The sequence below is a fragment of the Phycicoccus mangrovi genome, assembly GCF_018729305.1.
Taxonomy (GTDB): domain Bacteria; phylum Actinomycetota; class Actinomycetes; order Actinomycetales; family Dermatophilaceae; genus Phycicoccus; species Phycicoccus jejuensis.
Genome location: NZ_JAHHWP010000011.1, coordinates 135,516 through 157,223, shown reverse-complemented (window position 1 = coordinate 157,223; position 21,708 = coordinate 135,516). Strand labels below are relative to the sequence as shown.

The window sequence follows — 21,708 nt, the reverse complement described above, 5'->3', positions numbered from 1 at the left end:
CCGACGGTCGGGACCCGGGGAGGAGCACACGATGTACGAGACGCACGTGACGGTCCAGGGGCGCCTCGTCGCCGACCCCGTCGTCAAGCAGGGCCGCGCGGGGCCCTTCACCGTCTTCCGGGTCGCGCAGTCCGAGCGGCACCAGGACCGGACCGAGCCCGGCCGGTGGACCGACTCCGAGCCCAGCTACTACGACGTGACGGCCTACCGCACGATGGGCGACAACGCCGCGCGGTCGCTGCGCAAGGGACACCCCGTCGTCGTGCGCGGTCGTCAGCGGGTACGGCAGTTCCGCCGCGACGACGGCTCGTCCGGGGCGGTCGTCGAGATCGCCGCCGACGCCCTCGGCCATGACCTGCGGTGGGGGAGCACCAGCTACACCCGCAACGGGGATCTCGCGCCCGCGCTGCCGACGAACGGGTTCGGCGACCCGCTGCACGACGCCTACGAGGTGGTCGGCGAGGAGGTCGGTCACCGGGCCACGGCGGCCGACACCGGGCCGCTCGTGCCGCCGACCCGTGAGGACGCCGCCTGAGGGCGCGCGGCGGCGGTCGCCGCGGATTCGGGCAGGGGGTCTCGGCTCGTTAGGCTGGGGCCCATGCCCGAGTTCATCTACGTGATGTCGCGTGCCCGCAAGGCGCACGGCGACAAGGTCATCCTCGACGACGTCACGCTCTCGTTCCTGCCCGGCGCCAAGATCGGCGTCGTCGGACCGAACGGCGCCGGCAAGTCGTCCGTCCTCAAGATCATGGCCGGCCTCGACCAGCCGTCCAACGGCGAGGCGCGCCTGAGCCCGGGCTACTCGGTCGGCATCCTCATGCAGGAGCCGGAGCTCAACGAGGAGAAGACGGTTCTCGGCAACGTCGAGGAGGGCGCGGGCGAGATCAAGGCGAAGGTCGACCGCTACAACGCGATCTCAGCCGAGATGGCCGAGCCGGACGCCGACTTCGACGCGCTGATGGCCGAGATGGGCCAGCTGCAGGAGGCGATCGACGCCGCCGACGCCTGGGACCTCGACTCCCAGCTCGAGCAGGCGATGGACGCGCTGCGCTGCCCGCCGCCGGACGCCGACGTCACGGTCCTCTCCGGTGGTGAGCGCCGCCGCGTCGCCCTCTGCAAGCTGCTCCTGCAGAAGCCCGACCTGCTGCTCCTCGACGAGCCGACCAACCACCTCGACGCCGAGTCCGTCCTGTGGCTCGAGCAGCACCTCGCGAGCTACCCCGGCGCCGTCGTCGCCGTGACGCACGACCGGTACTTCATGGACAACGTCGCCGAGTGGATCCTCGAGCTCGACCGCGGCCGCGCCTACCCCTACGAGGGCAACTACTCGACCTACCTCGAGAAGAAGCAGGCCCGTCTGGCGATCCAGGGCAAGAAGGACGCCAAGCTCGCCAAGCGCCTCGCCGAGGAGCTCGAGTGGGTCCGCTCCAACGCCAAGGCCAAGCAGACCAAGTCCAAGGCCCGCCTCGCCCGCTACGAGGAGATGGCCGCCGAGGCCGAGCGCACCCGCAAGCTCGACTTCGAGGAGATCCAGATCCCGCCGGGTCCGCGCCTGGGCAGCAAGGTCATCGAGGTCAAGAACCTCACGAAGGGTTTCGGCGACCGCGTCCTCATCGAGGACCTGTCCTTCACCCTGCCGCGCAACGGCATCGTCGGGGTCATCGGGCCGAACGGCGTCGGCAAGACGACGCTCTTCAAGACGATCGTCGGGCTCGAGGAGGCCGACGGCGGCACCGTCGACGTCGGCGAGACCGTCAAGATCTCCTACGTCGACCAGAGCCGCGGTGGCCTGGACCCGACGAAGAACCTCTGGGAGACCGTCTCCGGCGGGCACGACTACATCAACGTCGGTCAGGTCGAGATCCCCAGCCGCGCCTACGTCAGCCAGTTCGGGTTCAAGGGCCCGGACCAGCAGAAGAAGGCCGGTGTCCTCTCCGGTGGAGAGCGCAACCGCCTCAACCTCGCGCTGACGCTCAAGGAGGGCGGCAACCTGCTGCTCCTCGACGAGCCGACCAACGACCTCGACGTCGAGACGCTCGGCTCCCTCGAGAACGCGTTGCTCGACTTCCCCGGCTGCGCCGTGGTCATCAGCCACGACCGGTGGTTCCTCGACCGCGTCGCGACGCACATCCTCGCCTACGAGGGGACCGAGGCGAACCCCTCGCGCTGGTACTGGTTCGAGGGCAACTTCGAGGCGTACGAGAAGAACAAGGTCGAGCGCCTGGGCGAGGACGCGGCGCGCCCGCACCGCGTCACGTACCGCAAGCTGACCCGCGACTGACCGACGTCGCGACCCGTGTCGCCCGAGCCCTCCGGAGCCGCCGTGCCGTCCGATGAGCAAGTCCCGCACCGGATCTCGGTCATCGTCCCGGTGTACCAGGGGCGCTCGACGCTGCCCGGCCTCATCACGGAGCTCGAGCCCCTGACGAGCGTCGGGACGACGCCGGCCGGCCGCGCGTACGTCGTCGACGAGCTCGTGCTCGTCGACGACTGCGGCCCGGACGGTTCCGATGCCGTGGTCCGCGCCCTCGCGGCCGAACACGACTGGGTGCGCGCCGTGTGGCTGAGCCGCAACTTCGGCCAGCACGCGGCGACGCTCGCCGGCATCTCGGCCTCGGGCGGCGAGTGGGTCGTGACGATGGACGAGGACGGTCAGCACGACCCGGCCCACATCGGCCTGCTCCTCGACGCGGCGATGTCCGAGCAGGCCGACGTCGTCTACGCGAAGCCGTCCAACGAGCCACCGCACGGTGCCGCCCGCAACCTCGCGTCGCGGTCGGCCAAGTGGCTCGTCGGGCGGATGGCCAAGGGGGCGCCGGCCGCGGACTTCAACAGCTTCCGGCTCGTCCTCGGGGAGGTCGCCCGCTCGGTCGCCGCCTACGCGGGGCCCGGCATCTACCTCGACGTCGCGATCTCGTGGGTCGCGCGACGCACGACGACGGCCGCGGTGCCGATGCGCGAGGAGGGCGGGCGACCCTCGGGCTACGACGTGCGCCGGCTCGCCTCCCACTTCTGGCGGCTCGTCCTGAGCAGCGGCACCACCCCGCTGCGCCTCGTGAGCGTGACCGGCGCCGGCGCGGTCGTGCTCGCCCCGCTCGTCGCGCTCGTCCTCGTCGTCGGCCGGGTGTCCGGCAGCTGGGAGGCGCCCGGCTGGACCTCGACGATGGTGCTGCTCATGGCCTCCACCGGCGCCATCCTCTTCGCGCTCGGTGTCATCGCCGAGTACGTCGGCATGGCCGTCAACATGGCGATGGGCAAGCCGCTCTACCTGCCGGTCCGCGACCGCCGGGACGGCCCCCTCGGGCGGGACGAGGCGTGACCCCCGGCCCCGCCGGCGCCCCCCTCGCCTGGGTCGTCGGCTCCGGCGGGCTCGTCGGACGGCACCTCGTGGCGGCGCTGCGCGCCGGTGGGCACGAGGTGACGACCTCGCGGGTCCCGTGGGCCGACGAGCACCGGTCCGTGGACGTGCTGCGGCGCGACCTCGACCTGTTCGCCGAGCGACGCGATGGCCGGCCGTGGCTGGTCGCCTGGTGCGCGGGCGCCGGCGTCGTGGCGACCGGGGCCGACGCCCTCGCCGCGGAGCAGCGCGTCTTCGAGCGTTTCTGCGCCCTGCTGCCGGAGGACCCGGACGGCGCCGGCGTCGTCGTGCTCGCGTCGTCCGCGGGCGGGCTGTACGCGGGGTCCGGTGCGCCGCCGTTCACCGAGGACACCGCCCCCGCACCGCTCGTCGCCTACGGCCGCACGAAGCTCGCGATGGAGGAGGCGCTGGCCGCAGCGGTCGCCCGCACCGGCAGCCGGGCCGTCGCCGCGCGGCTGGCCAACGTCTACGGTCCCGGCCAGACCCTGGGCAAGCCGCAGGGCCTGCTCTCGCAGCTCTGCCTCTCGGACGCCACCACACGGCCGCTCCCGGTCTTCGTGTCGCTCGACACCATCCGCGACTACGTCTACGTCGCGGACGTCGCGCGGATGCTGCTGCGCTGCGCAGAGCTCGTCCGGGACGAGCCGGCGGGTCGCCTCGTGCCGAAGGTCGTCGCCTCCGGGCGCCCCGTCACCGTCGGGCACCTGGTCTCGGAGGCGCGCCGGGTCTTCCACCGTCCCCTGCGCACGGCGATGGCGCCAGGCGGCCGGGGGCAGGTGCTCGACCTGCGGCTGGGCTCGGTCCGGTGGCCCGAGGTCGACGCCCTCGCGTCGACCCCGCTCGCGGCCGGGCTCGCGGCCACGGCTGCCGACGTGCGGGCCCGCGTCGTGGCCGGCGGTCCGCTCGACGCCTGAGGCGCGCGCCGCCGTCGGGGGTCAGCCGACCCGCGTGGCCCCGACGAAGACCGACGAGCCGAAGGGCAGGTCCGTCCGCGCGAGGAGGGCGCGGTCGAGCCGGCACATCCCGCGCAGGACCGCGTTGACCGGGCGGGGCACCTGCGGCACCTCGACGATGTCGGCGGCGCCGTCGGCGGTGCGATGGGTCACCTTGCGCGCGGCGCGCTCGGCGACGAACAGCGGGAAGACCGTCGTGAAGCCGTAGGTCGCCCGCTCGACGCGGAAGCCGGAGCGCTCCAGCGCCGCAACCGCGCGGCGTCGGGTGTACCGACGGTGGTGCCCGTTCGCGACGTCGAAGTCGCTCCAGGCCCAGGTGTACGCGGGGACGGACATGAGGAACCGGCCCCCGGGCCGCAGGACGCGGCGTACCTCGGCGAGGGCGTCGGCCTCGGGCGCGCAGTGCTCGATGACGTCGAAGGCGGCGACGGCGTCGAAGGAGGCGTCCCCGAAGGGGAGCGCGAGGGCCGAGCCGCAGACGCCGTTGGTCGTGAGCCCGCGCGGGTCGATGTCGAGCGACGCGGTGCGCCCCACCGACTCCCGGAACCAGGCGGCGCTCGGGCCGTCCGCGCTGCCGAGGTCGAGCGCGGTCCCGGCGCCGTCGACGAGGTCGCGCAACGCCGCCTCGAGGAGGTCGGCCCGCGCGACGTACCACCAGTAGTCGGGGGTCGCGATCGAGGGGGATCCGCCGTGGCCGTGCTCCGTCACCGCGTCAGGCTATCGGCCGGACGGGACCGGCCCGCGCAGCGCCCGTGGCGCCCGGCGCGGGCGGAGGGTCAGCGGCGTCCGCCGGCGAGGCGGACGGCGAGGTCGCCGTAGGTGCGCTCGACCATCTCGGGCGTGCGCCGGCCACCGGGGACGTACCAGCGGGCGACGTCGATGGCCATCGAGAGCAGGGCCAGCGCGGTCGCGGGGACGTCCTCGACGTCGAGCTCGCCGGACTCGACGCCGTCGCGCAGCACGTCGGCGACGACCCGGTCGATCTCCTTGCGCAGGTCGATGACCTCGGACTGGTGCTCCTCCGAGAGGTGGCGGAACTCGAACTGGACGATCCGGCCCAGCTGGTGGTGCTCGGCGTGCCAGCGCGAGAAGCCGCCGATGATCGCGCGAAGGGCCTCGGTGGGGGAGGCGGCGTCGGAGGCGGCGGCGACGAGGAGGTCGCGGGCCCGGGCGTGGCCGCGGCGGCTGATCTCGAAGAGCAGCTTCTCCTTGGACGAGAAGTGCACGTAGACGCCGGCGGGGGAGAGGCCGGCCCGCGAGGCGATGTCGCGCGTCGTCGTCGCGGGGAAGCCGTTCTCGGCGAACGCGTCGGCCGCGGCGAGCATCACGCGCGTGGCGGTGTCCCCGACGTCGGTGGCGCCACCCGGTCGCCCGCCCTCGGGCGCGAGCGCGGCGAGGACGGCGGTCTCGGTCGCAGGAGTGGTCGCGGGCACGGTTGACAGCATGCCGCACCGGCGTCAGACTAAGCAAGCGCTTAGTCAACGGTGGCGTGCCGCCGCCGTCCGCCCACCGAGCCGAGGAGCCGCATGCCCCGCAACGTCTACGCCGCCGAGCACGAGGACTTCCGCGCCTCCGTCGCCGAGTTCGTCGAGCGCACGCTCAAGCCGCGCGCCGAGCAGATGCTGGAGGTCAAGGCCGTCGAGCGCGACATCTGGAAGGAGGCCGGCAAGCAGGGCCTCTTCGGCCTCGACATCCCCGAGGAGTTCGGCGGGATGGGGGCCGAGGACTACCGCTTCAACGCGATCGCGGCCGAGGTCATCGCCGGCTTCAACTTCGCCGTGTCGTCGTGCTTCGGCATCCACTCCGACGTCTGCCCGCCGTACATCGTCGACCTCGGCACGCAGGAGCAGAAGGAGCGCTGGCTGCCCGGCATGGCGAACGGCGAGCTCATCGCCGCCATCGCGATGACCGAGCCGTCCGGCGGCTCCGACCTCGCGGCGCTGAAGACCACCGCCGTGCGCGACGGCGACCACTGGGTCCTCAACGGCAGCAAGACCTTCATCACGAACGGCTACCAGGCCGACCTCGTCATCGTCGCGGCCCGCACCGACCCGTCCAAGGGCGCCAAGGGCATCACCCTGCTCGTCGTCGAGGAGGGCATGGAGGGCTTCACCCGCGGCCGCAAGCTCGACAAGGTCGGGCAGGAGGAGGCCGACACCTCCGAGCTGTTCTTCGAGGACGTCCGCGTCCCCGACGCCAACCGGCTCGGCGAGGAGGGCATGGGCTTCATCGCGATGATGCAGCGCCTGCCGCAGGAGCGCATCGGCGCCGCCGTCGCCAACACCGCGCACGCCTTCCAGATCTTCCGCGAGACGGTCGAGTACACCAAGGAGCGCAAGGCGTTCGGGCAGCCCGTCGGCTCGTTCCAGCACAACAAGTTCAAGATGGCCGAGCTGCTGACCAAGCTCGAGGTCACCCAGGCCTACGTCGACGACTGCATCGCGGCCCACGCCGAGGGCAAGCTGACCCCGGTCGACGCCGCCAAGGCGAAGTGGTTCTCGGCGCAGGTGCAGAACGAGGTGCTCGACGAGTGCGTCCAGCTGCACGGTGGCTACGGCTTCATGAACGAGTACCGCGTGGCCCGCGCCTGGCGCGACGCCCGCGTCTCGAAGATCTGGGCCGGCTCGAACGAGATCATGAAGGAGCTCATCGGCCGCGACCTCGGCCTCTGAGCACCTGACGCGACGACGCCCCCGGACCGCAGCGGTCCGGGGGCGTCGTCGTGTCCGCGGGGTCGCGGTGTCGGGTCAGGACGGCTCGACGGCGCCGGGACCCCGGTTCGTCCACGAGACCCCGGTTCGGAACCGGGGTCTCGTGGACATTTCGGGGTGACCCCGAAAAGGGGAGGCGGGTGGGGAGCAGAGGTCAGTCGAGGGGGCCGCCGGCGACGTAGATGACTTGGCCGGACACGAAGCCGGCCTCCTCGGAGACGAGGAAGGAGATCGTCGCGGCGATGTCGGCGGGCTGCCCGACGCGCGCGACGGGGATCTGCGACGCCGTGTGGGTGAGGAAGTCCTCGAACGAGACCTTGAGCCGCTCGGCGGTCGCCCGCGTCATGTCGGTCTCGATGAAGCCGGGCGCCACGGCGTTCGCGGTGACGCCGAACTTGCCGAGCTCGATGGCGAGGGTCTTCGTGAAGCCCTGGAGACCGGCCTTGGCGGCGGAGTAGTTGGCCTGGCCGCGGTTGCCCTGCGCCGAGGACGAGGAGAGGTTGACGATGCGGCCGTAGCGCTCCTGCGTCATGTGCGCCTGGCAGGCCTTGGTCATGAGGAACGCGCCCTTGAGGTGCACGGCCATCACCGAGTCCCAGTCGCCCTCGGTCATCTTGAAGATGAGGTTGTCGCGGATGATGCCGGCGTTGTTGACGAGGACGACCGGCGGGCCGAGCTCGTCGGCCACCCGCGCCACGCCGGCCTCGACGGCGGCCGCGTCCGAGACGTCGACGCCCACCCCGAGCGCGCGGCCCCCGGCGTCGCGGATGCGCCCGGCGACCTCCTCGCAGGCGGCCTCGTCGAGGTCGAGGACGGCCACGGCGAACCCGTCGCGGGCCAGCCGCTCGGCGGTGGCGGCACCGATCCCGCGGGCGGCTCCGGTGACGACGGCGACGCGCTGGTCGGACATGGGGTTGCTCCTCGGGGTCGGGGGGTAGGGCTGGCCCGACAGTAACCGAGACCCGTGACGAGGGTTCGACGGCTTGGTCCGTCGCGTCGCACGTCACCGGTAGGTTGAGGAGTCCGCAGCGGCCGGTCGGCCGCGCGACGCCGGCAGCGCCGCTGGCCCTGCAGCGACACCCCACGAAAGGCATCACCTGTGGAGATCTGGCCCGGCACCTCCTACCCCCTGGGCGCCACCTACGACGGCTCCGGCGTGAACTTCGCGCTGTTCAGCGAGGTCGCCGAGCGCGTCGAGCTCTGCCTCATCGACGACGACGGCGCCGAGACCCGCATCGACCTGCCCGAGGTCGACGGCTTCGTCTGGCACGGCTACCTGCCGGCGATCCAGCCCGGCCAGCGCTACGGCTACCGCGTCCACGGCCCGTACGAGCCCGAGAACGGGCACCGCTGCGACCCGAGCAAGCTCCTCCTCGACCCCTACGCGAAGGCCGTCGAGGGCCAGGTCGAGAACGACCCCGCCCTGTTCAGCTACGACTTCGACGACCCCGAGGTCCGCAACACCGACGACAGCCTCGGCAAGACGATGCTCGGCATCGTCATCAACCCCTACTTCGACTGGGGCCACGACCGACCGCCGCGCCACGAGTACCACGAAAGCGTCATCTACGAGGCGCACGTGCGGGGCCTGACGATGACCCACCCCGAGATCCCCGAGGAGATCCGCGGCACGTACGCGGCCCTGGGCCACCCGGCGATCGTCGAGCACCTGACGAAGCTCGGCGTGACGGCCATCGAGCTCATGCCGGTGCACCAGTTCGTCCAGGACACTTCGCTGCAGGCCAAGGGCCTGACCAACTACTGGGGCTACAACACGATCGGCTTCCTCGCGCCGCACAACGCGTACGCGCGCGCCGACCGCGGCGAGCAGGTCACCGAGTTCAAGGCGATGGTCAAGGCGCTGCACGAGGCGAACATCGAGGTCATCCTCGACGTCGTCTACAACCACACCGCCGAGGGCAACGAGATGGGCCCGACGATCAGCTTCAAGGGCATCGACAACGCCGCGTACTACCGGCTCGTCGACGACGCCAAGGAGCACTACTACGACACGACGGGCACCGGCAACAGCCTGCTGATGCGCCACCCGCACGTGCTCCAGCTCATCATGGACAGCCTGCGCTACTGGGTCACCGAGATGCACGTCGACGGCTTCCGCTTCGACCTCGCCGCCACGCTGGCCCGCCAGTTCCACGAGGTCGACAAGCTCTCGGCCTTCTTCGACCTCATCCAGCAGGACCCGGTGATCAGCCAGGTCAAGCTCATCGCCGAGCCCTGGGACGTCGGCGACGGGGGCTACCAGGTCGGCGGCTTCCCGCCCCTGTGGACCGAGTGGAACGGCAAGTACCGCGACACCGTCCGCGACTTCTGGCGCGGCGAGCCGGGGTCGCTCGGCGAGTTCGCCTCGCGCCTCACCGGCTCGAGCGACCTCTACGAGCACAACGGCCGCAAGCCGATCGCGAGCATCAACTTCGTCATCGCCCACGACGGCTTCACGCTGCGGGACCTGGTGTCCTACAACGAGAAGCACAACGACGCCAACGGCGAGGACGGCCGCGACGGCGAGAGCCACAACCGCTCCTGGAACTGTGGCGTCGAAGGCGAGACCGACGACCCGGAGGTGCGCGCCCTGCGCCGCCGCCAGCAGCGCAACTTCCTCGCGACCCTCCTGCTCAGCCAGGGCGTGCCGATGATCGCGCACGGCGACGAGATCGGCCGCACCCAGCAGGGCAACAACAACGTCTACTGCCAGGACAACGAGCTGTCGTGGGTCGACTGGGACCTCGACGAGGAGCAGCGCGACCTCTTCGCCTTCACGAGCGCCGTCGCGAGGCTGCGCAGCGAGCACCCGGTCTTCCGCCGACGCCGCTTCTTCGCCGGCAGCGCCGACCACGGCGGCCAGTCCGAGCTCGGCGACATCGCGTGGTTCCAGCCCGGCGGCGAGCGGATGGGTGACGGCGACTGGAGCGACGGCGAGGCGCGGATGATGACCGTCTTCCTCAACGGAGAGGCCATCCCGAGCCCGGACCTGCGGGGCCGACCGGTCGTCGACGACGACTTCCTCGTCCTGTTCAACGCCGACCACGAGGACCACGAGTTCGTCCTGCCCGGCGACGAGTGGGGCGAGCGCTGGTGCACCGAGATCGACACCGCCGCCGACAGCGTCGAGCCCGAGTGGCACGACGCGGGCTCGACGGTCACGGTCTCGGCGCGCTCGGTCATCGTCCTGCGCGACCCCCGCGAGGTGCTCACCCCCGCGGCGGGAGCGGCCGGCGCGACGAGGGTCTGACCCGTGGTGGCCCACCGCCCCGACCCCTCCCGCGTCGTCCCGACGGCGACCTACCGGCTCCAGGTCCACGGCGGGTTCGGCTTCGACGACGCCGCGGCGCAGGTGCCCTACCTCGCGTCCCTCGGCGTCTCGCACCTCTACCTCTCGCCGATCCTCCAGCCCGCGCCGGGGTCGATGCACGGCTACGACGTGCTCGACCACACGCGGATCAGCGAAGAGGCGGGCGGGCGCGAGGCGTTCGACCGGCTCGTCGCGGCCTGCCGTGAGGCCGGCCTCGGCGTCGTCGTCGACGTCGTGCCGAACCACATGGCCGTGCCCTCGCCGGAGCACCTCAACGCGCCGTTCTGGTCGCTGCTGCGCGAGGGCCGGCGCTCGCCGTACGCCGGCTGGTTCGACGTGGACTGGGTGGCCGAGGACGACCGCATCCTCATGCCGGTGCTCGGCGCGTCGCTCGAGCAGGTCCTCGACCGTGGCGAGCTCGTCCTCGCCGCGGACGGCGGTCCGGGCGGGGCCGACCCGGTGCTGCGCTACTACGACCACGAGTTCCCGGTCGCGCCCGGCACCGAGGAGCTCCCGCTCGCCGAGCTCGTCGAGGCGCAGGCCTACCGGCTCTCGAGCTGGCGCGAGGGCGACGCCCTCAACTACCGGCGCTTCTTCGACGTGACGACGCTCGTCGCCGTCCGCGTCGAGGACCCCGTCGTCTTCACCGCGACGCACGCCCTGCTGCTCGCGCTGCACGGGCACGGCCAGGTCGACGGCTTCCGCATCGACCACCCGGACGGCCTCGCCGACCCCGGCGGCTACCTCGAGCGGCTCGCCGACGCCACCGGCGACGCGTGGGTCGTCGTCGAGAAGATCCTCGAGGGCGAGGAGCGGCTGCCCGACGCGTGGCGCTGCGCCGGCACGACCGGCTACGACGCGCTCTTGCGCGTCCAGCAGGTGCTCACCCCGGCCGACGAGACCGGCACGCTCGACCGCCTGTGGGCCGAGGTCGCCCCGGGGGAGGAGTCCCTCGAGGGGGTCGTCCAGGAGAGCAAGCGCCTGGTCGTCGACGACGTCCAGGCCGCCGAGGTCGACCGGCTGATGCGCCTGGCGCGCCGGGTCGTCCCGGACGCCGACGCGGTCGCCGTCCGCCGAGCCCTCGAGGCGCTCCTGGTCTCGATGGACCGCTACCGCGCCTACGTCGTGCCCGGTCGGGGCGTCGACCCCGAGCAGGCCGCGGTCGTCGACGACGCCGCCGCCCGGGCGCGCGGCATCCTCGCGCCCAGCGACGAGGACGCGCTCGACCTCGTCGTGCGCCTCGTGCTCGACCGCGACGTCCCCGAGGCCGCCCCCGACACCGGCCGCGTCGCCGACGAGCTGCGGGTGCGCTTCCAGCAGACCTGCGGGCCGGTCATGGCCAAGGGCATCGAGGACACCGCGTTCTACCGCTGGTTCCGGCTCTCCGGGGCCAACGAGGTCGGCGGCCACCCGGAGGTCCTCGCCTCCGACGTCGACGCCTTCCACGCGTGGTGCGCCCGGCAGCAGGCCGAGTGGCCGACGTCGATGACGACGCTGACCACGCACGACACGAAGCGCTCCGAGGACACCCGGGCCCGCCTCATGGTCCTCGCCGAGGACGCGCGCGGCTGGGAGCAGTGGCTCGCCCGTGCCCGCGAGCTCGCCGCGCAGTACCGCACCGAGCGTGTCGACGCCCCGACCGAGTACCTCGTCTGGCAGACGCTCGTCGGGACGTGGCCGGTCAGCGGGGCGCGCCTCGAGGAGTACCTCCTCAAGGCGGTGCGCGAGTCCAAGGTCCACACGGCGTGGGTCGACGGTGACGAGGAGTACGAGTCGGAGGTCGTCGCGTTCGCGCGGGCCGTCGGTCGCGACCTCGCCGTGCACGAGCACCTCGACGCGTGGACCGGGCCGCACGAGGCCTCGGTGCGCGCGAACATCCTCGGGCAGAAGCTCGTCCAGCTGACGATGCCCGGCGTCCCGGACGTCTACCAGGGCTGCGAGATCGGGATGCTCGCGCTCGTCGACCCCGACAACCGTCGGCCCGTCGACTGGTCCGACCGCGCCGAGCGGCTCGCGCGCGTCGACGACGACGAGCCCTGCTTCGACCTCGACGACGACAAGATGCGCCTCACCGCGCTCGCGCTGCGGCTGCGGCGCGAGCACCCCGAGGCGTTCGTCGGGCCGGACGCCACGTACGAGCCGGTCGACACCGGCAGCGAGCACGCGCTGGCCTTCGCCCGCGGCGACGCCGACGGAGCGCGTGCGCTCGTCGTCGTCACCCGCGCCGCGGGCCGGCTCGCCGACTCCGGTGGGTTCGGCGACGCCGCGCTCGAGGTGCCGGCGGGGGAGTGGACCGAGGTGCTGTCGGGCCGTCCCGTGGCCGCGGGCGCCGCGCCGCTCGACGAGCTGCTCGCCGACCGGCCGGTCGCCCTGCTCGTCCGGCAGGACCCGGAGACCGAGGTCGAGGCCGAGGCGGCTGACGCGGGCGTGGAGGACGCCGGCGCCGACGACGACACCGCGGAGGGGCACCCGTCGTGAGCGAGCACGTCATCGAGGTGTGGGCGCCGAGCGCGACCCGCGTCGACATCGAGTGGTCCCCGGCCCCCGTGGCGGCCGGTGTGCAGGAACCGACGAATGTGTCGAAAGATGCACACGCGGACGAGGGGTCCGGTGTGCAGGAATCGACACATTCGTCGGAAGATGCACGGACGGAGGACGGGCCGCGGCGTGAGCCGATGCACGCCGCCGACGACGGGTGGTGGCGCTGGACGCCGCCGTCCGGCACTGGCGAGCTCGACTACGCCTTCGTCCTCGACGGCGAGGAGCCCGCGCTCCCGGACCCGCGCAGCGCGTGGCAGCCCGAGAGCGTGCACGGCCCGAGCCGCACGGTCGACCCGGCGTCCTTCCCGTGGACCGACTCCGCCTGGCGCGGCCCGCGCGAGGGCGCCGGGGTGCTCGGGAGTGTCGTCTACGAGCTGCACGTCGGCACCTTCACCGCCGAGGGCACCTTCGACGCCGCCGTGGAGCGCCTCGACCACCTCGTCGCCCTCGGGGTCGACGTCGTCGAGGTGATGCCCGTCGCGGCCTTCCCCACCGACCGCGGCTGGGGCTACGACGGTGTCGGCCTCTACGCCGTCCAGGACGCCTACGGCGGGCCGCACGCCTTCGCCCGGTTCGTCGACGCCTGCCACGCGCGCGGCCTCGGGGTCTGCGTCGACGTCGTGCACAACCACCTCGGGGCGAGCGGCAACTACCTCGCGCGCTTCGGGCCGTACTTCACCGAGGCCCACCACACGCCGTGGGGCGCGGCCGTCAACCTCGACCACGAGGGCTCCGCGGAGGTCCGCCGCTTCCTCGTCGGCAACGCCCTCCGCTGGTTCCGCGACCTCCACGTGGACGCGCTGCGCCTCGACGCCGTCCACGAGCTCAAGGACGACTCGCCGCGGCACTACCTCGCCGAGCTGTCGGACGCCGTCGCCGCGCTCGCGGAGGAGCTCGGCCGCCCGCTCGAGCTCGTCGCCGAGTCCGACCTCAACGACACCTCGATGGTCACCCCCACCGCCGCCGGCGGGCGCGGGATGACGGCGCAGTGGGACGACGACGTCCACCACGCCCTCCACGTGGCGCTGACCGGCGAGACCCAGGGGTACTACGCCGACTTCGGCGGCACCCCGGGCAGCGGCGAGGAGGGCCCGCTCGCGGTGCTCGCGAAGGTGCTGACCCGCGGCTTCCTCCACGACGGGACCTTCTCGTCCTTCCGCGACCGCCCGTGGGGCGCCCCGGTCGACCGCGAGAACCTCGATGCCCGGCGCCTGCTCGGGTACCTGCAGACGCACGACCAGGTCGGCAACCGGGCTGTCGGGGAACGGATCTCGGCGCTCGTCGCCGAGCCTGCTCTGCAAGCGGCCGGCGCCGCCCTGTACCTCCTCGCCCCGACCACCCCCATGCTCTTCATGGGCGAGGAGTGGGCGGCGTCGACCCCGTGGCAGTTCTTCACGAGCTTCGCCGAGGACTGGCTCGCCGACGCCGTGCGCGAGGGGCGCCGGGCCGAGTTCGGCTCGCACGGCTGGTCGGCCGACGTGCCCGACCCGCAGGACCCCGCGACCCGCGACCGGTCGGTCCTGCGCTGGAGCGAGCTCGACGACACCGACCACGCGCGGATGCTGCGCTGGTACACCAACCTGACCGCGCTCCGGCGGCGGCTGCTGCCGGCCGGGCCGACGCGGTTCGCCGACGTCGAGGTGTCCTTCGACGAGGACGCGCGCTGGCTCGTCCTGCGCCACGCCCCGGCCGGCGGCGCCCCGTACGCGGTCGTCGTCACGCTCGGGGAGGACGGCGCCCAGGTGCCGGTCGCCGGAGCCGCCGAGGTCCTGCTCGCCTGGGGCGACGAGGTCGAGGTGGACGCCGACCGCGTCGGGCATCGTTGCCGAAGCGTGTCCGTCGTGCGCGTGGAGCGGTCCTGACCCGGGGCTAGGGTGCCGCGGGGGCGGAGGGTCCGCCCGCGGGAGGAGCGCTCGGCGTGGGTGGTGCACGGCTGCTCCGCCGTCGGCTGGGCGCCCACCCGGTGGCCGTCGCCGCCATCACGGTCTCCGTGCTCGCGTCCCTCGTCGTCGTCACCGCCCTGCAGCTGCTCTCGGCCCGGATCACCGACGCGGGCGTGCGCTCGGCGCTCGACGTCCCGCCGGTCGACCGGTCGGTCGTCGTCACCGGCTCGCTGCGCCCGGGGGAGCTCGGCGCCACGGACGCGGCTGTCCGTGCGGCGCTCTCGCCGCTGGCCGGCGCCACCGTCACCCGGGTCGGCACGGCGACCTCCCGGGGCATCGCGGGGCGCGGCTCGAGCGACCGGGCCGCGCTGGCCGACGTCGAGGGGCTCCAGCAGGCCGCCGAGCTGACCGCGGGACGCTGGCCGCAGCGGCCCGCTTCGTCGTCGGCCTCCCCCCGGCAGGTCGAGGTCGTCCTCCCGGACGCCGCCGCCACGGCCCTGGCCGTCGCGCCCGGGAGGACCCTGGACCTGACCGACCTCGTCGACCCGCAGGCCCCGCGCGTGACGGCCGAGGTGGTCGGCACCTTCCGGCCGCGTGACGCCGAGGACGGGCTGTGGAGCGACCTGCCGCTGGCGCTCGACGGCGTCGTGGCGTCCGACTTCACGTCCTACGGGCCCCTCGTCGTCGCCCCGGGCACCTTCGACGGCTCCCTCGTCGGCACCTCGACCGTCACGTGGCGGGCGGTGCCCGACCTCGGCGACGTGCGGGCCGGAGGGCTCGCCGGGGCCGGCACCCGGACCGATGACGTCCTGACCCGGCTGCGCGCCCTCACCGGGCTGCCGACCGTCGCGGGGGTGCAGGCGAGCGCCGGGCCGGCCACGGTCCCGCTGCGCAGCCCGCGCGTGTCGAGCGACCTGCCCGCGCTCGTCGACGGCGCCGCCGTCGTCGGCGACCGCGTGCGCGTCTCGCTGCTCACCCCGGCCGTGCTCCTCGTGCTCCTCGGCAGCGTCGCCCTCGTCGGCGCCGCCGCCCTGCTCGCGACGCTGCGCGACGGCGAGACCCGCCTGCTGCGGGTCCGGGGGGCCTCGACGCGGCGGCTCGCCGGGCTGGCGCTGGGCGATGCCGTCGTCGTCGCCGTCGTCGGCGTCCTCGGGGCGGTGCTCGTCGCCCCCGTGGTCACGCGCGCGGTCTCGGGCAGCGGGGCGTGGTGGTCGGCGACGGTGCTGCGCGACGCCACCCTCTGGCGGGCCCTCGTGCCGCTGGCCCTCCTCGCGGTGGCCGTCACGGTGGCCACGACGCTCTGGGTCGGCCGCTCCCGCGAGGACGCGCGCAGCCGGCGGGCCGGCCTGCGGCTCGCCGCGGGGTCGGGCCTCGACGTCGTGCTCGTCGTGCTCGGCGCGCTGGCGGCCGTCCAGCTGCGCCGCTATCACGCGGTGGGCCAGCGAAGCGTCGACCCCGTGACGACCATCGCACCGGCCCTCGTCGTCGCGGGGCTCTCCGTCCTGGCCCTGCGGCTGCTCCCGCTCCTCGCCCGGGTCGTGGCGCGGTGGGGCGCCCGACGCCCGGGGCTCGACGCCGCCTGGGGCGGATGGCAGTTCGCGCGGCGGGCGGCCACCCAGGGCGGCACGCTCCTCCTCGTCCTGCTCGCCGTCGCGATGGGCACGATCGCGCTCGGGCACTCGGCGACCGTCGGCCGCGCCGTGGCCGACCAGTCGGCGTTCGACACGGGTGCACCGCTGCGGGTGGTCCAGCAGGTCGCCGGCCCGGCCGCCGGGGCGACCGGCGCGCTCGTCGACCGCGCCGTGGGGGACCCGGGGCGCGTCACCCCGGTCTGGCGCACGTCCCTCGACCTCGGCAGCGTCGAGGGCGTCACCGTGCTGGGGATGGACGCCCGCGCCGGGGCCCGGGTGCTCCAACCCCGGCCGGACACGCTCGACGCGCCGTGGTCGGAGGTCACGGCTCGCCTCCTCGCGGGGCGCGACATCGGGGACGGTCTCGCCCTGCCCGGGTCCCCGCGCGAGGTCTCGGTCACGGCGAAGATCGTGACCACCGGCAGTTCGAGCGCGGTCGGCCCCGAGGGGTTCGCGGCGTCACTCGCCGTGCGGGACGCACGCGGCATCGTCACGTCGGTGCCCCTCGGCGCCGTGGGCCCGGAGCAGCGCACCCTCACCGCGGACCTGTCCCGCCTCGGTCTCGTCACCCCCGTGAGCGTCGTGGGCCTCTCGGTCCCGCTGCCCGACTTCGTCTACTTCTTCGTGCCCGAGCCGACCTTCGAGCTCGTGCTCACGTCGCTCGCGGCGGACGGCACCGACGTCCCGCTGGGCCGGGTGCTGGCGCCGCACTCCGACCGCGCCGGGCTCTGGCTCGCCGCGGCACCCGGCCGGACGAGCGCCGTCCCCGCCGTCGTGACGCGCGAGGTCGCCGACGCGCTGCGGACCGGCCGCGGCGGGCGGGTCACGCTGCCCCTCGGCCTGCGCGAGCTGCCGGTCGAGGTGGTCGCCGTCGTCGACTCGCTCCCCACCGCGCAGCGGGCCGGACGGGGCGTCCTCCTCGACCTGCCGACCGTCGAGGCCACCGCCGAGCGCGTCGGCGGTGGCTCGGACGTCCGCAGCCGGCTCGTGCTCGAGCCCCAGGAGTGGTGGGCCGCCCCGGCCGACCCCGCGCGGGCGGCCTCCGCCGTGCGCGCCGGGCTGCCCTACGGCACGAGCCTCGAGGTGGTGGACGAGCTGGCCGCGCAGCGCCTGCGCGACCCCGTCAACGCGGGGATGCGCTCGGCGATGCTCCTCGTCACCCTCGCGTCGGTCCTGCTGGCCGGGGTCGGCTTCGCGGCGAGCACCGCGGCGCTCGGGCGGGCCCGGCGCCACGAGAACGCCGTCCTCCTCGCGCTCGGCTCACCGCCCGAGCGCATCCGGGCCGTCCTCGTCCTCGAGCGCGTCCTCGTGGTGGTTGTCACCGTCGTCGTGGGGCTCGTCCTCGGCGTGGTCGCGGCCGTCACCGTCGTGCCGCTGCTCGTCGGCGGCGACGGGCACCCGCAGGTACCGCCGGTGCGCGTCGAGCTCCCGGCCGGCCTGCTCACCGGGTACGTGCTCCTGCTCGTGCTCGCCCTCTCGGCGGTGGGCGCCGCCGTGCTGCGCAGCACCAGTCGCGACCTCGCGGGTGAGCTGCGGCGGGGGGAGTCGGCGTGAGCGGCCGCGCGACGCCGGGCCGGCACGTCACCGTCAGGGGTGGACGCGCCGAGGGTGCCGCCGCCCTGGGGGCCCGTGCGCTCGCGCTCCGGGCGCTCGCGACCTCGCGGGCCCCGGCCGTCGTCCTTGCCCTGCTGGCCGCGCTCACGGCCGCCTACCTCGTCGCCACCCCCCGGGCCGTCTCGGTGGCCACGGACGACGCCGTGGGCGACACCGTGGCGGCCGCCCGGGCCCAGGCGCGTGAGGTGGGGGTGCGCGCCGCCGCCGCGCCCTCCTACGACGTCCCGTCTCCCTCGGAGACACCCGGTGACGGGCCCTCGGCGCCCTTCACCGCGGTGGACGAGGCCGTCCGCAGCGTCCTCGGACCCACGGTCGGGCGCCTGCTCGCCGACCCCACGTGGGCGGCGCAGAGCGGCTCGACCACGCTGACCCGCACCGACGGGACCACGCTGCGCCCCGACGGCTCGCGGGCGGTCGTCCGGGTGCAGAGCGGGCTCGACGCCCACGTCCGGTGGACCTCGGGTGCCGCCCCCGGCGCCCCGAGCGGTACGCGCTCCCTCGCGCCCGTCCTGCGCGGCCACGTGACGGCCGAGGTCCCGGTCGCGCTCGCCGACGCGACCGCCCGCTTCTGGGGTGTCCGCACCGGCGACCGGCTCGTCGTGCAACCCGGAGACCGGTTGCTGCCCCTCGCGGTCGTCGTCACCGGCACCTTCGACCCCGTCGACCCCACCGACGGCTTCTGGCAGGCCGAGCCGCGGATGACCGGCCTCGCGCGGATCGCGACCCCGCAGGGCGGCGTCGTCACCGAGGGCGCCGTCGTCGCGGACGCCTCGTCCTACGGCGCGGTCTCCGACGGGATGGCGCGGCCGGTCGCCGGCGTGGTCGTCGCCGGCGACTCGACCGTGCTCGCGGCGTCGTGGCGCTATCCCCTCGACGCCGGCCGGCTGCTCGCCGCCGACGTCGCCCCGCTGCGCGACGCCCTCGTGCGCCTCGACACCGACTCCCGCCTCGACCGCCCGGGTCTCCCGCCCCTCGAGGTCTCGACCGGGCTCGCCTCCGTGCTCGACGACTACGAGGCCTCGGTCCGGGCCACCGGGGTGATGACGACCTTCGCGACGGCGGGCCTCACCGCCCTGGCGGTGCTCGTCCTCGCGCTCACCGCGGTCGTCGCCGTGGCGCGGCGCGGACCCGAGGTCGCCCTCGTGCGGGCGCGCGGAGGGACCGTGGGCCAGGTGGTCGGTCAGGTCGTCGCGGGGAGCGCCCTGCCCGCCCTCGTCGCCGCCGGGCTCGGGGCCGTCCTCGCGGTGCTCCTCGTCCCCGGGCGGCTCGGCGCCGGCTCGTGGCTCGAGGTGGTCGCCGTCTCGCTCGTCCCCGTGCTCGCCGGGTCGGTGGCGGTCCTCCTGCGGGTCGGTGCGGTCGAGCGCGACGACTCCTCCGAGGAGTCGGTCCGCCGACGGCGGGTCGTCCGCGCGGCCCGGCGGGTGGTCGCCGAGCTCGCGGTCCTGGCCCTCGCGGCGGCCGCCGTCGCGACGGTCCGCCGACGGGGCTCGGAGATCGCCGCCGGGACGACCGACTGGTGGGCCGCGCTCGCCCCGGACCTCGCTGCCGCGGTCGCCGCGCTCCTCGTCCTCCGGCTGCTACCCGCCCCGTTGCGCGCGCTCGCCCGCTTCGCCTCACGCAGACGGGGACTCGTGACGTTCGTCGGGCTCGCGCGGGCGGCGCGCACCGGGGCGAGCGCCACGCTGCCCGTCCTCGCGGTCGTCGTCGGCGCGGCGATGCTCGCCCTGCTGGCGTCGCTCACCCTCGCGGTGCAGGACCAGCGCGAGGTCTCCGCCCAGCGGCAGGTGGGGGCCGACGTGCGGGTCGACGCGGTCCGGGTCGGTGACGACGACGTGCGGGCGCTCGCCGCGCGTCCGGGGGTCCGGGGTGTCGTGGCGGCCTACGTCGCGGACGCCACCGTCTCGTCCGGGAGCCGGGCCACGCCGGTCGTCCTCGTGGCCACCGACCCGGGCGCCTACGCCGACCTCCTCGCCGGCACGCCGCTCGCCGTGCGGACCCCGCCGACGCCGTCGGGCCAGGGGCTCGTCGCCGTCGTGGGTCCCGGGGTCGACGCCGGCGACGGCGCCGAGGTGGTGGTGCGGGGCGAGCGGATCCCGCTGGGCCGCACCGTGGTCGATCCCGATCTGGTGCGCCTCGAGGCCGGCCGCCAGGTCTCGGCGGTGCTCGTGCCGCTCGACCGGCTGACCGCACTCGCACCGGCGGCGACCCCGCAGACCGCCTTCGTCGCGGCCGATGCGTCCGCGGCACGGTCCCTCACCGGTCTGCGCGACCCCGGGGCGGCCACCCCGAGCGGCCGGGTCGGTGCCGTCGACTCGGCCCTCGCCGCGCAGGACCGCGTCGCCGACCGCGCGCTCTCCCGGCTCGTGGCGCTCACCTACGCCGTCGGCGCCGTCCTCGCCGGGACCCTCACGCTGCTCGCCCTCGCGCTGCTCCTCGTCGCCACGCGTCCCGACCGCGCGGCCCTCGTCGTCCGGCTGCGGACGATGGGCCTGCCGCACGGGCTCGAGCGGCGCCTGGCCTGGACCGAGGTCCTCCCGGTCGTCGCCGTCGCGGCCCTGGCGGGGGCGACCGCCGGCGCCCTCGCTCCCGCCCTCGTGGGTCCCGCGGTCGACCTCGCGCCGTTCACGGGCTCCGCGCCGTTCCCGCCGGTCGACCTCAGCCTCCCGGCCGCCGCGGGCGCCGCCCTGCTCGTCCTCGTCCTGGGGGCGCTCGCCCTCGTCCTCGACGCCGCGGCCACCCGCCGCGGCCACCTCGCCGACCACCTGCGCACGGGAGACACGGCATGACCACGACCACCACGCCCCGCCGCCGCCGCGACTCCGGCCGCCCGGACGGCCCGGACATCCTCTGCGAGAACCTCGTCCGCATCTACCGGGCCGAGGGCATCGAGGTCGTCGCCCTCCAGGGCCTCGACCTGCGGGTGGCCCGGGGTGAGCTCGTCGCCCTCGTCGGCGCGTCGGGGTCGGGCAAGTCGACCCTGCTCGGCATCCTCTCGGGGCTGGACCGGCCGAGCGCCGGCGTGGCCCGGGTCGCCGGGCACGACCTCGGCGCGATGCAGCGGCGTGAGCGGCTGGAGTACCGGCGCCGCACGGTCGGGTTCCTCTTCCAGCAGGCCGCCGCCAACCTCCTGCCCTACCTGAGCGCCGCGGAGAACGTCGAGCTGCCGATGATGCTCGCCGGCGTGCGGTCGGGGGAGCGCGCCCGGCGGGCCCGCGAGACCCTCGGCGTCCTCGGCATCCCCGAGTGCGCCGACCGGCGGCCGGGTGAGCTGTCGGGCGGCCAGCAGCAGCGGGTCGCGCTCGGGGTGGCCGTCGCCAACCGGCCGAGCGTCCTGCTCGCCGACGAGCCCACCGGCGAGCTCGACACCCGCAGCAGCGACGAGGTCTTCGAGGCCATCCGCCGCGCCAACACCGAGCTCGGGACGACGACCCTCGTCGTCACCCACGACGCGCACGTCAGCGAGCAGGTGGCCCGCACCGTCGGCATCCGCGACGGGCGCACGGCCACGGAGGTGCTGCGGCGCGACGCCGTGGGCGAGGACGGCGAGACCGGCCGGGTCGCCGAGGAGTACGCGGTGCTCGACCGCGCCGGGCGCCTCCAGCTGCCGGCGGCCTTCACCGGCGCGCTCGGGATGCGCGACCGGGTGCGGCTCGGGCTGGAGCCCGACCACATCGCGGTGCGACCGACGCGCGACGACGAGGAGTAGG

Annotated in this window: 14 protein-coding genes; 11 read left to right on the top strand and 3 right to left on the bottom strand. The window is 74.7% G+C overall.

The genetic code is table 11. The features are described from left to right. Positions 1-31 precede the first annotated feature (31 nt). From KMZ30_RS09430 to KMZ30_RS09415, 4 genes are all read left to right on the top strand, one after another. Complete coding sequence (locus KMZ30_RS09430) at positions 32-535, top strand: single-stranded DNA-binding protein (RefSeq protein WP_215512697.1); 504 nt, start codon at positions 32-34, stop codon at positions 533-535. 63 nt (positions 536-598) lie between these two features. After that, a complete protein-coding gene (gene ettA, locus KMZ30_RS09425) occupies positions 599-2,281 on the top strand; it encodes an energy-dependent translational throttle protein EttA (protein ID WP_215512696.1) in 1,683 nt (560 codons plus the stop codon). Between the two features lie 42 nt (positions 2,282-2,323). Beyond that, positions 2,324-3,319: a glycosyltransferase gene (locus tag KMZ30_RS22340; RefSeq protein WP_215512695.1), complete on the top strand. Its 996-nt coding sequence runs from the start codon at positions 2,324-2,326 to the stop codon at positions 3,317-3,319. Continuing rightward, the gene (locus tag KMZ30_RS09415) at positions 3,316-4,272 is read left to right on the top strand and encodes an NAD-dependent epimerase/dehydratase family protein (protein ID WP_215512694.1); all 957 of its coding nucleotides are present in this window, start codon (positions 3,316-3,318) and stop codon (positions 4,270-4,272) included. The genes KMZ30_RS22340 and KMZ30_RS09415 overlap by 4 nt, the downstream gene beginning before the upstream one ends. 21 nt (positions 4,273-4,293) lie before the next feature. Here the strand turns inward: KMZ30_RS09415 and KMZ30_RS09410 are convergent, their stop codons facing one another. Together KMZ30_RS09410 and KMZ30_RS09405 are read right to left on the bottom strand one after the other, a co-directional pair. Further along, entirely contained in the window at positions 4,294-5,019 is a 726-nt protein-coding gene (locus tag KMZ30_RS09410; RefSeq protein ID WP_215512693.1) for a class I SAM-dependent methyltransferase, read from the bottom strand. A 68-nt stretch (positions 5,020-5,087) separates the two neighbouring features. Continuing rightward, positions 5,088-5,744 carry a TetR/AcrR family transcriptional regulator gene (locus KMZ30_RS09405; RefSeq protein WP_308279706.1) on the bottom strand — a complete coding sequence of 219 codons (657 nt, stop codon included), beginning with the start codon at positions 5,742-5,744 and terminating at the stop codon, positions 5,088-5,090. 93 nt (positions 5,745-5,837) lie between these two features. Here KMZ30_RS09405 and KMZ30_RS09400 point away from each other — a divergent pair, with 93 nt between their 5' ends. Further along, positions 5,838-6,983 (top strand): acyl-CoA dehydrogenase family protein, encoded by a 1,146-nt coding sequence (locus KMZ30_RS09400; RefSeq protein WP_215512691.1) that lies wholly within the window; start codon positions 5,838-5,840, stop codon positions 6,981-6,983. A 193-nt stretch (positions 6,984-7,176) separates the two neighbouring features. On the opposite strand, the gene fabG is transcribed toward KMZ30_RS09400, so the two are convergent. Continuing rightward, positions 7,177-7,932 carry a 3-oxoacyl-ACP reductase FabG gene (gene fabG, locus KMZ30_RS09395; protein WP_207022780.1) on the bottom strand — a complete coding sequence of 252 codons (756 nt, stop codon included), beginning with the start codon at positions 7,930-7,932 and terminating at the stop codon, positions 7,177-7,179. A 189-nt stretch (positions 7,933-8,121) separates the two neighbouring features. Between fabG and glgX the strand changes: the two genes are divergently transcribed. The 6 genes from glgX to KMZ30_RS09365 all read left to right on the top strand — a co-directional run bounded on the left by glgX (position 8,122) and on the right by KMZ30_RS09365 (position 21,707). Next, positions 8,122-10,272, top strand: coding sequence for a glycogen debranching protein GlgX (glgX, locus tag KMZ30_RS09390; RefSeq protein WP_215512690.1), 2,151 nt, complete (start codon positions 8,122-8,124; stop codon positions 10,270-10,272). Positions 10,273-10,275: 3 nt separating this feature from the next. Then, positions 10,276-12,810, top strand: coding sequence for a malto-oligosyltrehalose synthase (treY, locus tag KMZ30_RS09385; RefSeq protein WP_215512689.1), 2,535 nt, complete (start codon positions 10,276-10,278; stop codon positions 12,808-12,810). A 197-nt stretch (positions 12,811-13,007) separates the two neighbouring features. Further along, a complete protein-coding gene (treZ, locus tag KMZ30_RS09380) occupies positions 13,008-14,735 on the top strand; it encodes a malto-oligosyltrehalose trehalohydrolase (protein ID WP_215512688.1) in 1,728 nt (575 codons plus the stop codon). 56 nt (positions 14,736-14,791) lie between these two features. Then, positions 14,792-17,941 (top strand): FtsX-like permease family protein, encoded by a 3,150-nt coding sequence (locus tag KMZ30_RS22335; protein WP_215512687.1) that lies wholly within the window; start codon positions 14,792-14,794, stop codon positions 17,939-17,941. Then, positions 17,938-20,787, top strand: a complete 2,850-nt coding sequence (locus tag KMZ30_RS09370; protein ID WP_215512686.1) for a hypothetical protein — start codon at positions 17,938-17,940, stop codon at positions 20,785-20,787. Before KMZ30_RS22335 ends, KMZ30_RS09370 begins: the two co-directional genes overlap by 4 nt. Continuing rightward, positions 20,784-21,707, top strand: coding sequence for an ABC transporter ATP-binding protein (locus KMZ30_RS09365; protein ID WP_215512685.1), 924 nt, complete (start codon positions 20,784-20,786; stop codon positions 21,705-21,707). The genes KMZ30_RS09370 and KMZ30_RS09365 overlap by 4 nt, the downstream gene beginning before the upstream one ends. Position 21,708: the final 1 nt, after the last annotated feature.

Excerpts from the sequence above, each read along its gene's own strand:
- KMZ30_RS09430 (WP_215512697.1), top strand. The coding sequence starts at position 32 with ATGTACGAGACGCACGTGACGGTCCAGGGGCGCCTCGTCGCCGACCCC.
- ettA (WP_215512696.1), top strand. The coding sequence starts at position 599 with ATGCCCGAGTTCATCTACGTGATGTCGCGTGCCCGCAAGGCGCACGGC.
- KMZ30_RS09400 (WP_215512691.1), top strand. The coding sequence starts at position 5,838 with ATGCCCCGCAACGTCTACGCCGCCGAGCACGAGGACTTCCGCGCCTCC.
- fabG (WP_207022780.1), bottom strand. The coding sequence starts at position 7,932 with ATGTCCGACCAGCGCGTCGCCGTCGTCACCGGAGCCGCCCGCGGGATC.
- treZ (WP_215512688.1), top strand. The coding sequence starts at position 13,008 with ATGCACGCCGCCGACGACGGGTGGTGGCGCTGGACGCCGCCGTCCGGC.
- KMZ30_RS09365 (WP_215512685.1), top strand. The coding sequence starts at position 20,784 with ATGACCACGACCACCACGCCCCGCCGCCGCCGCGACTCCGGCCGCCCG.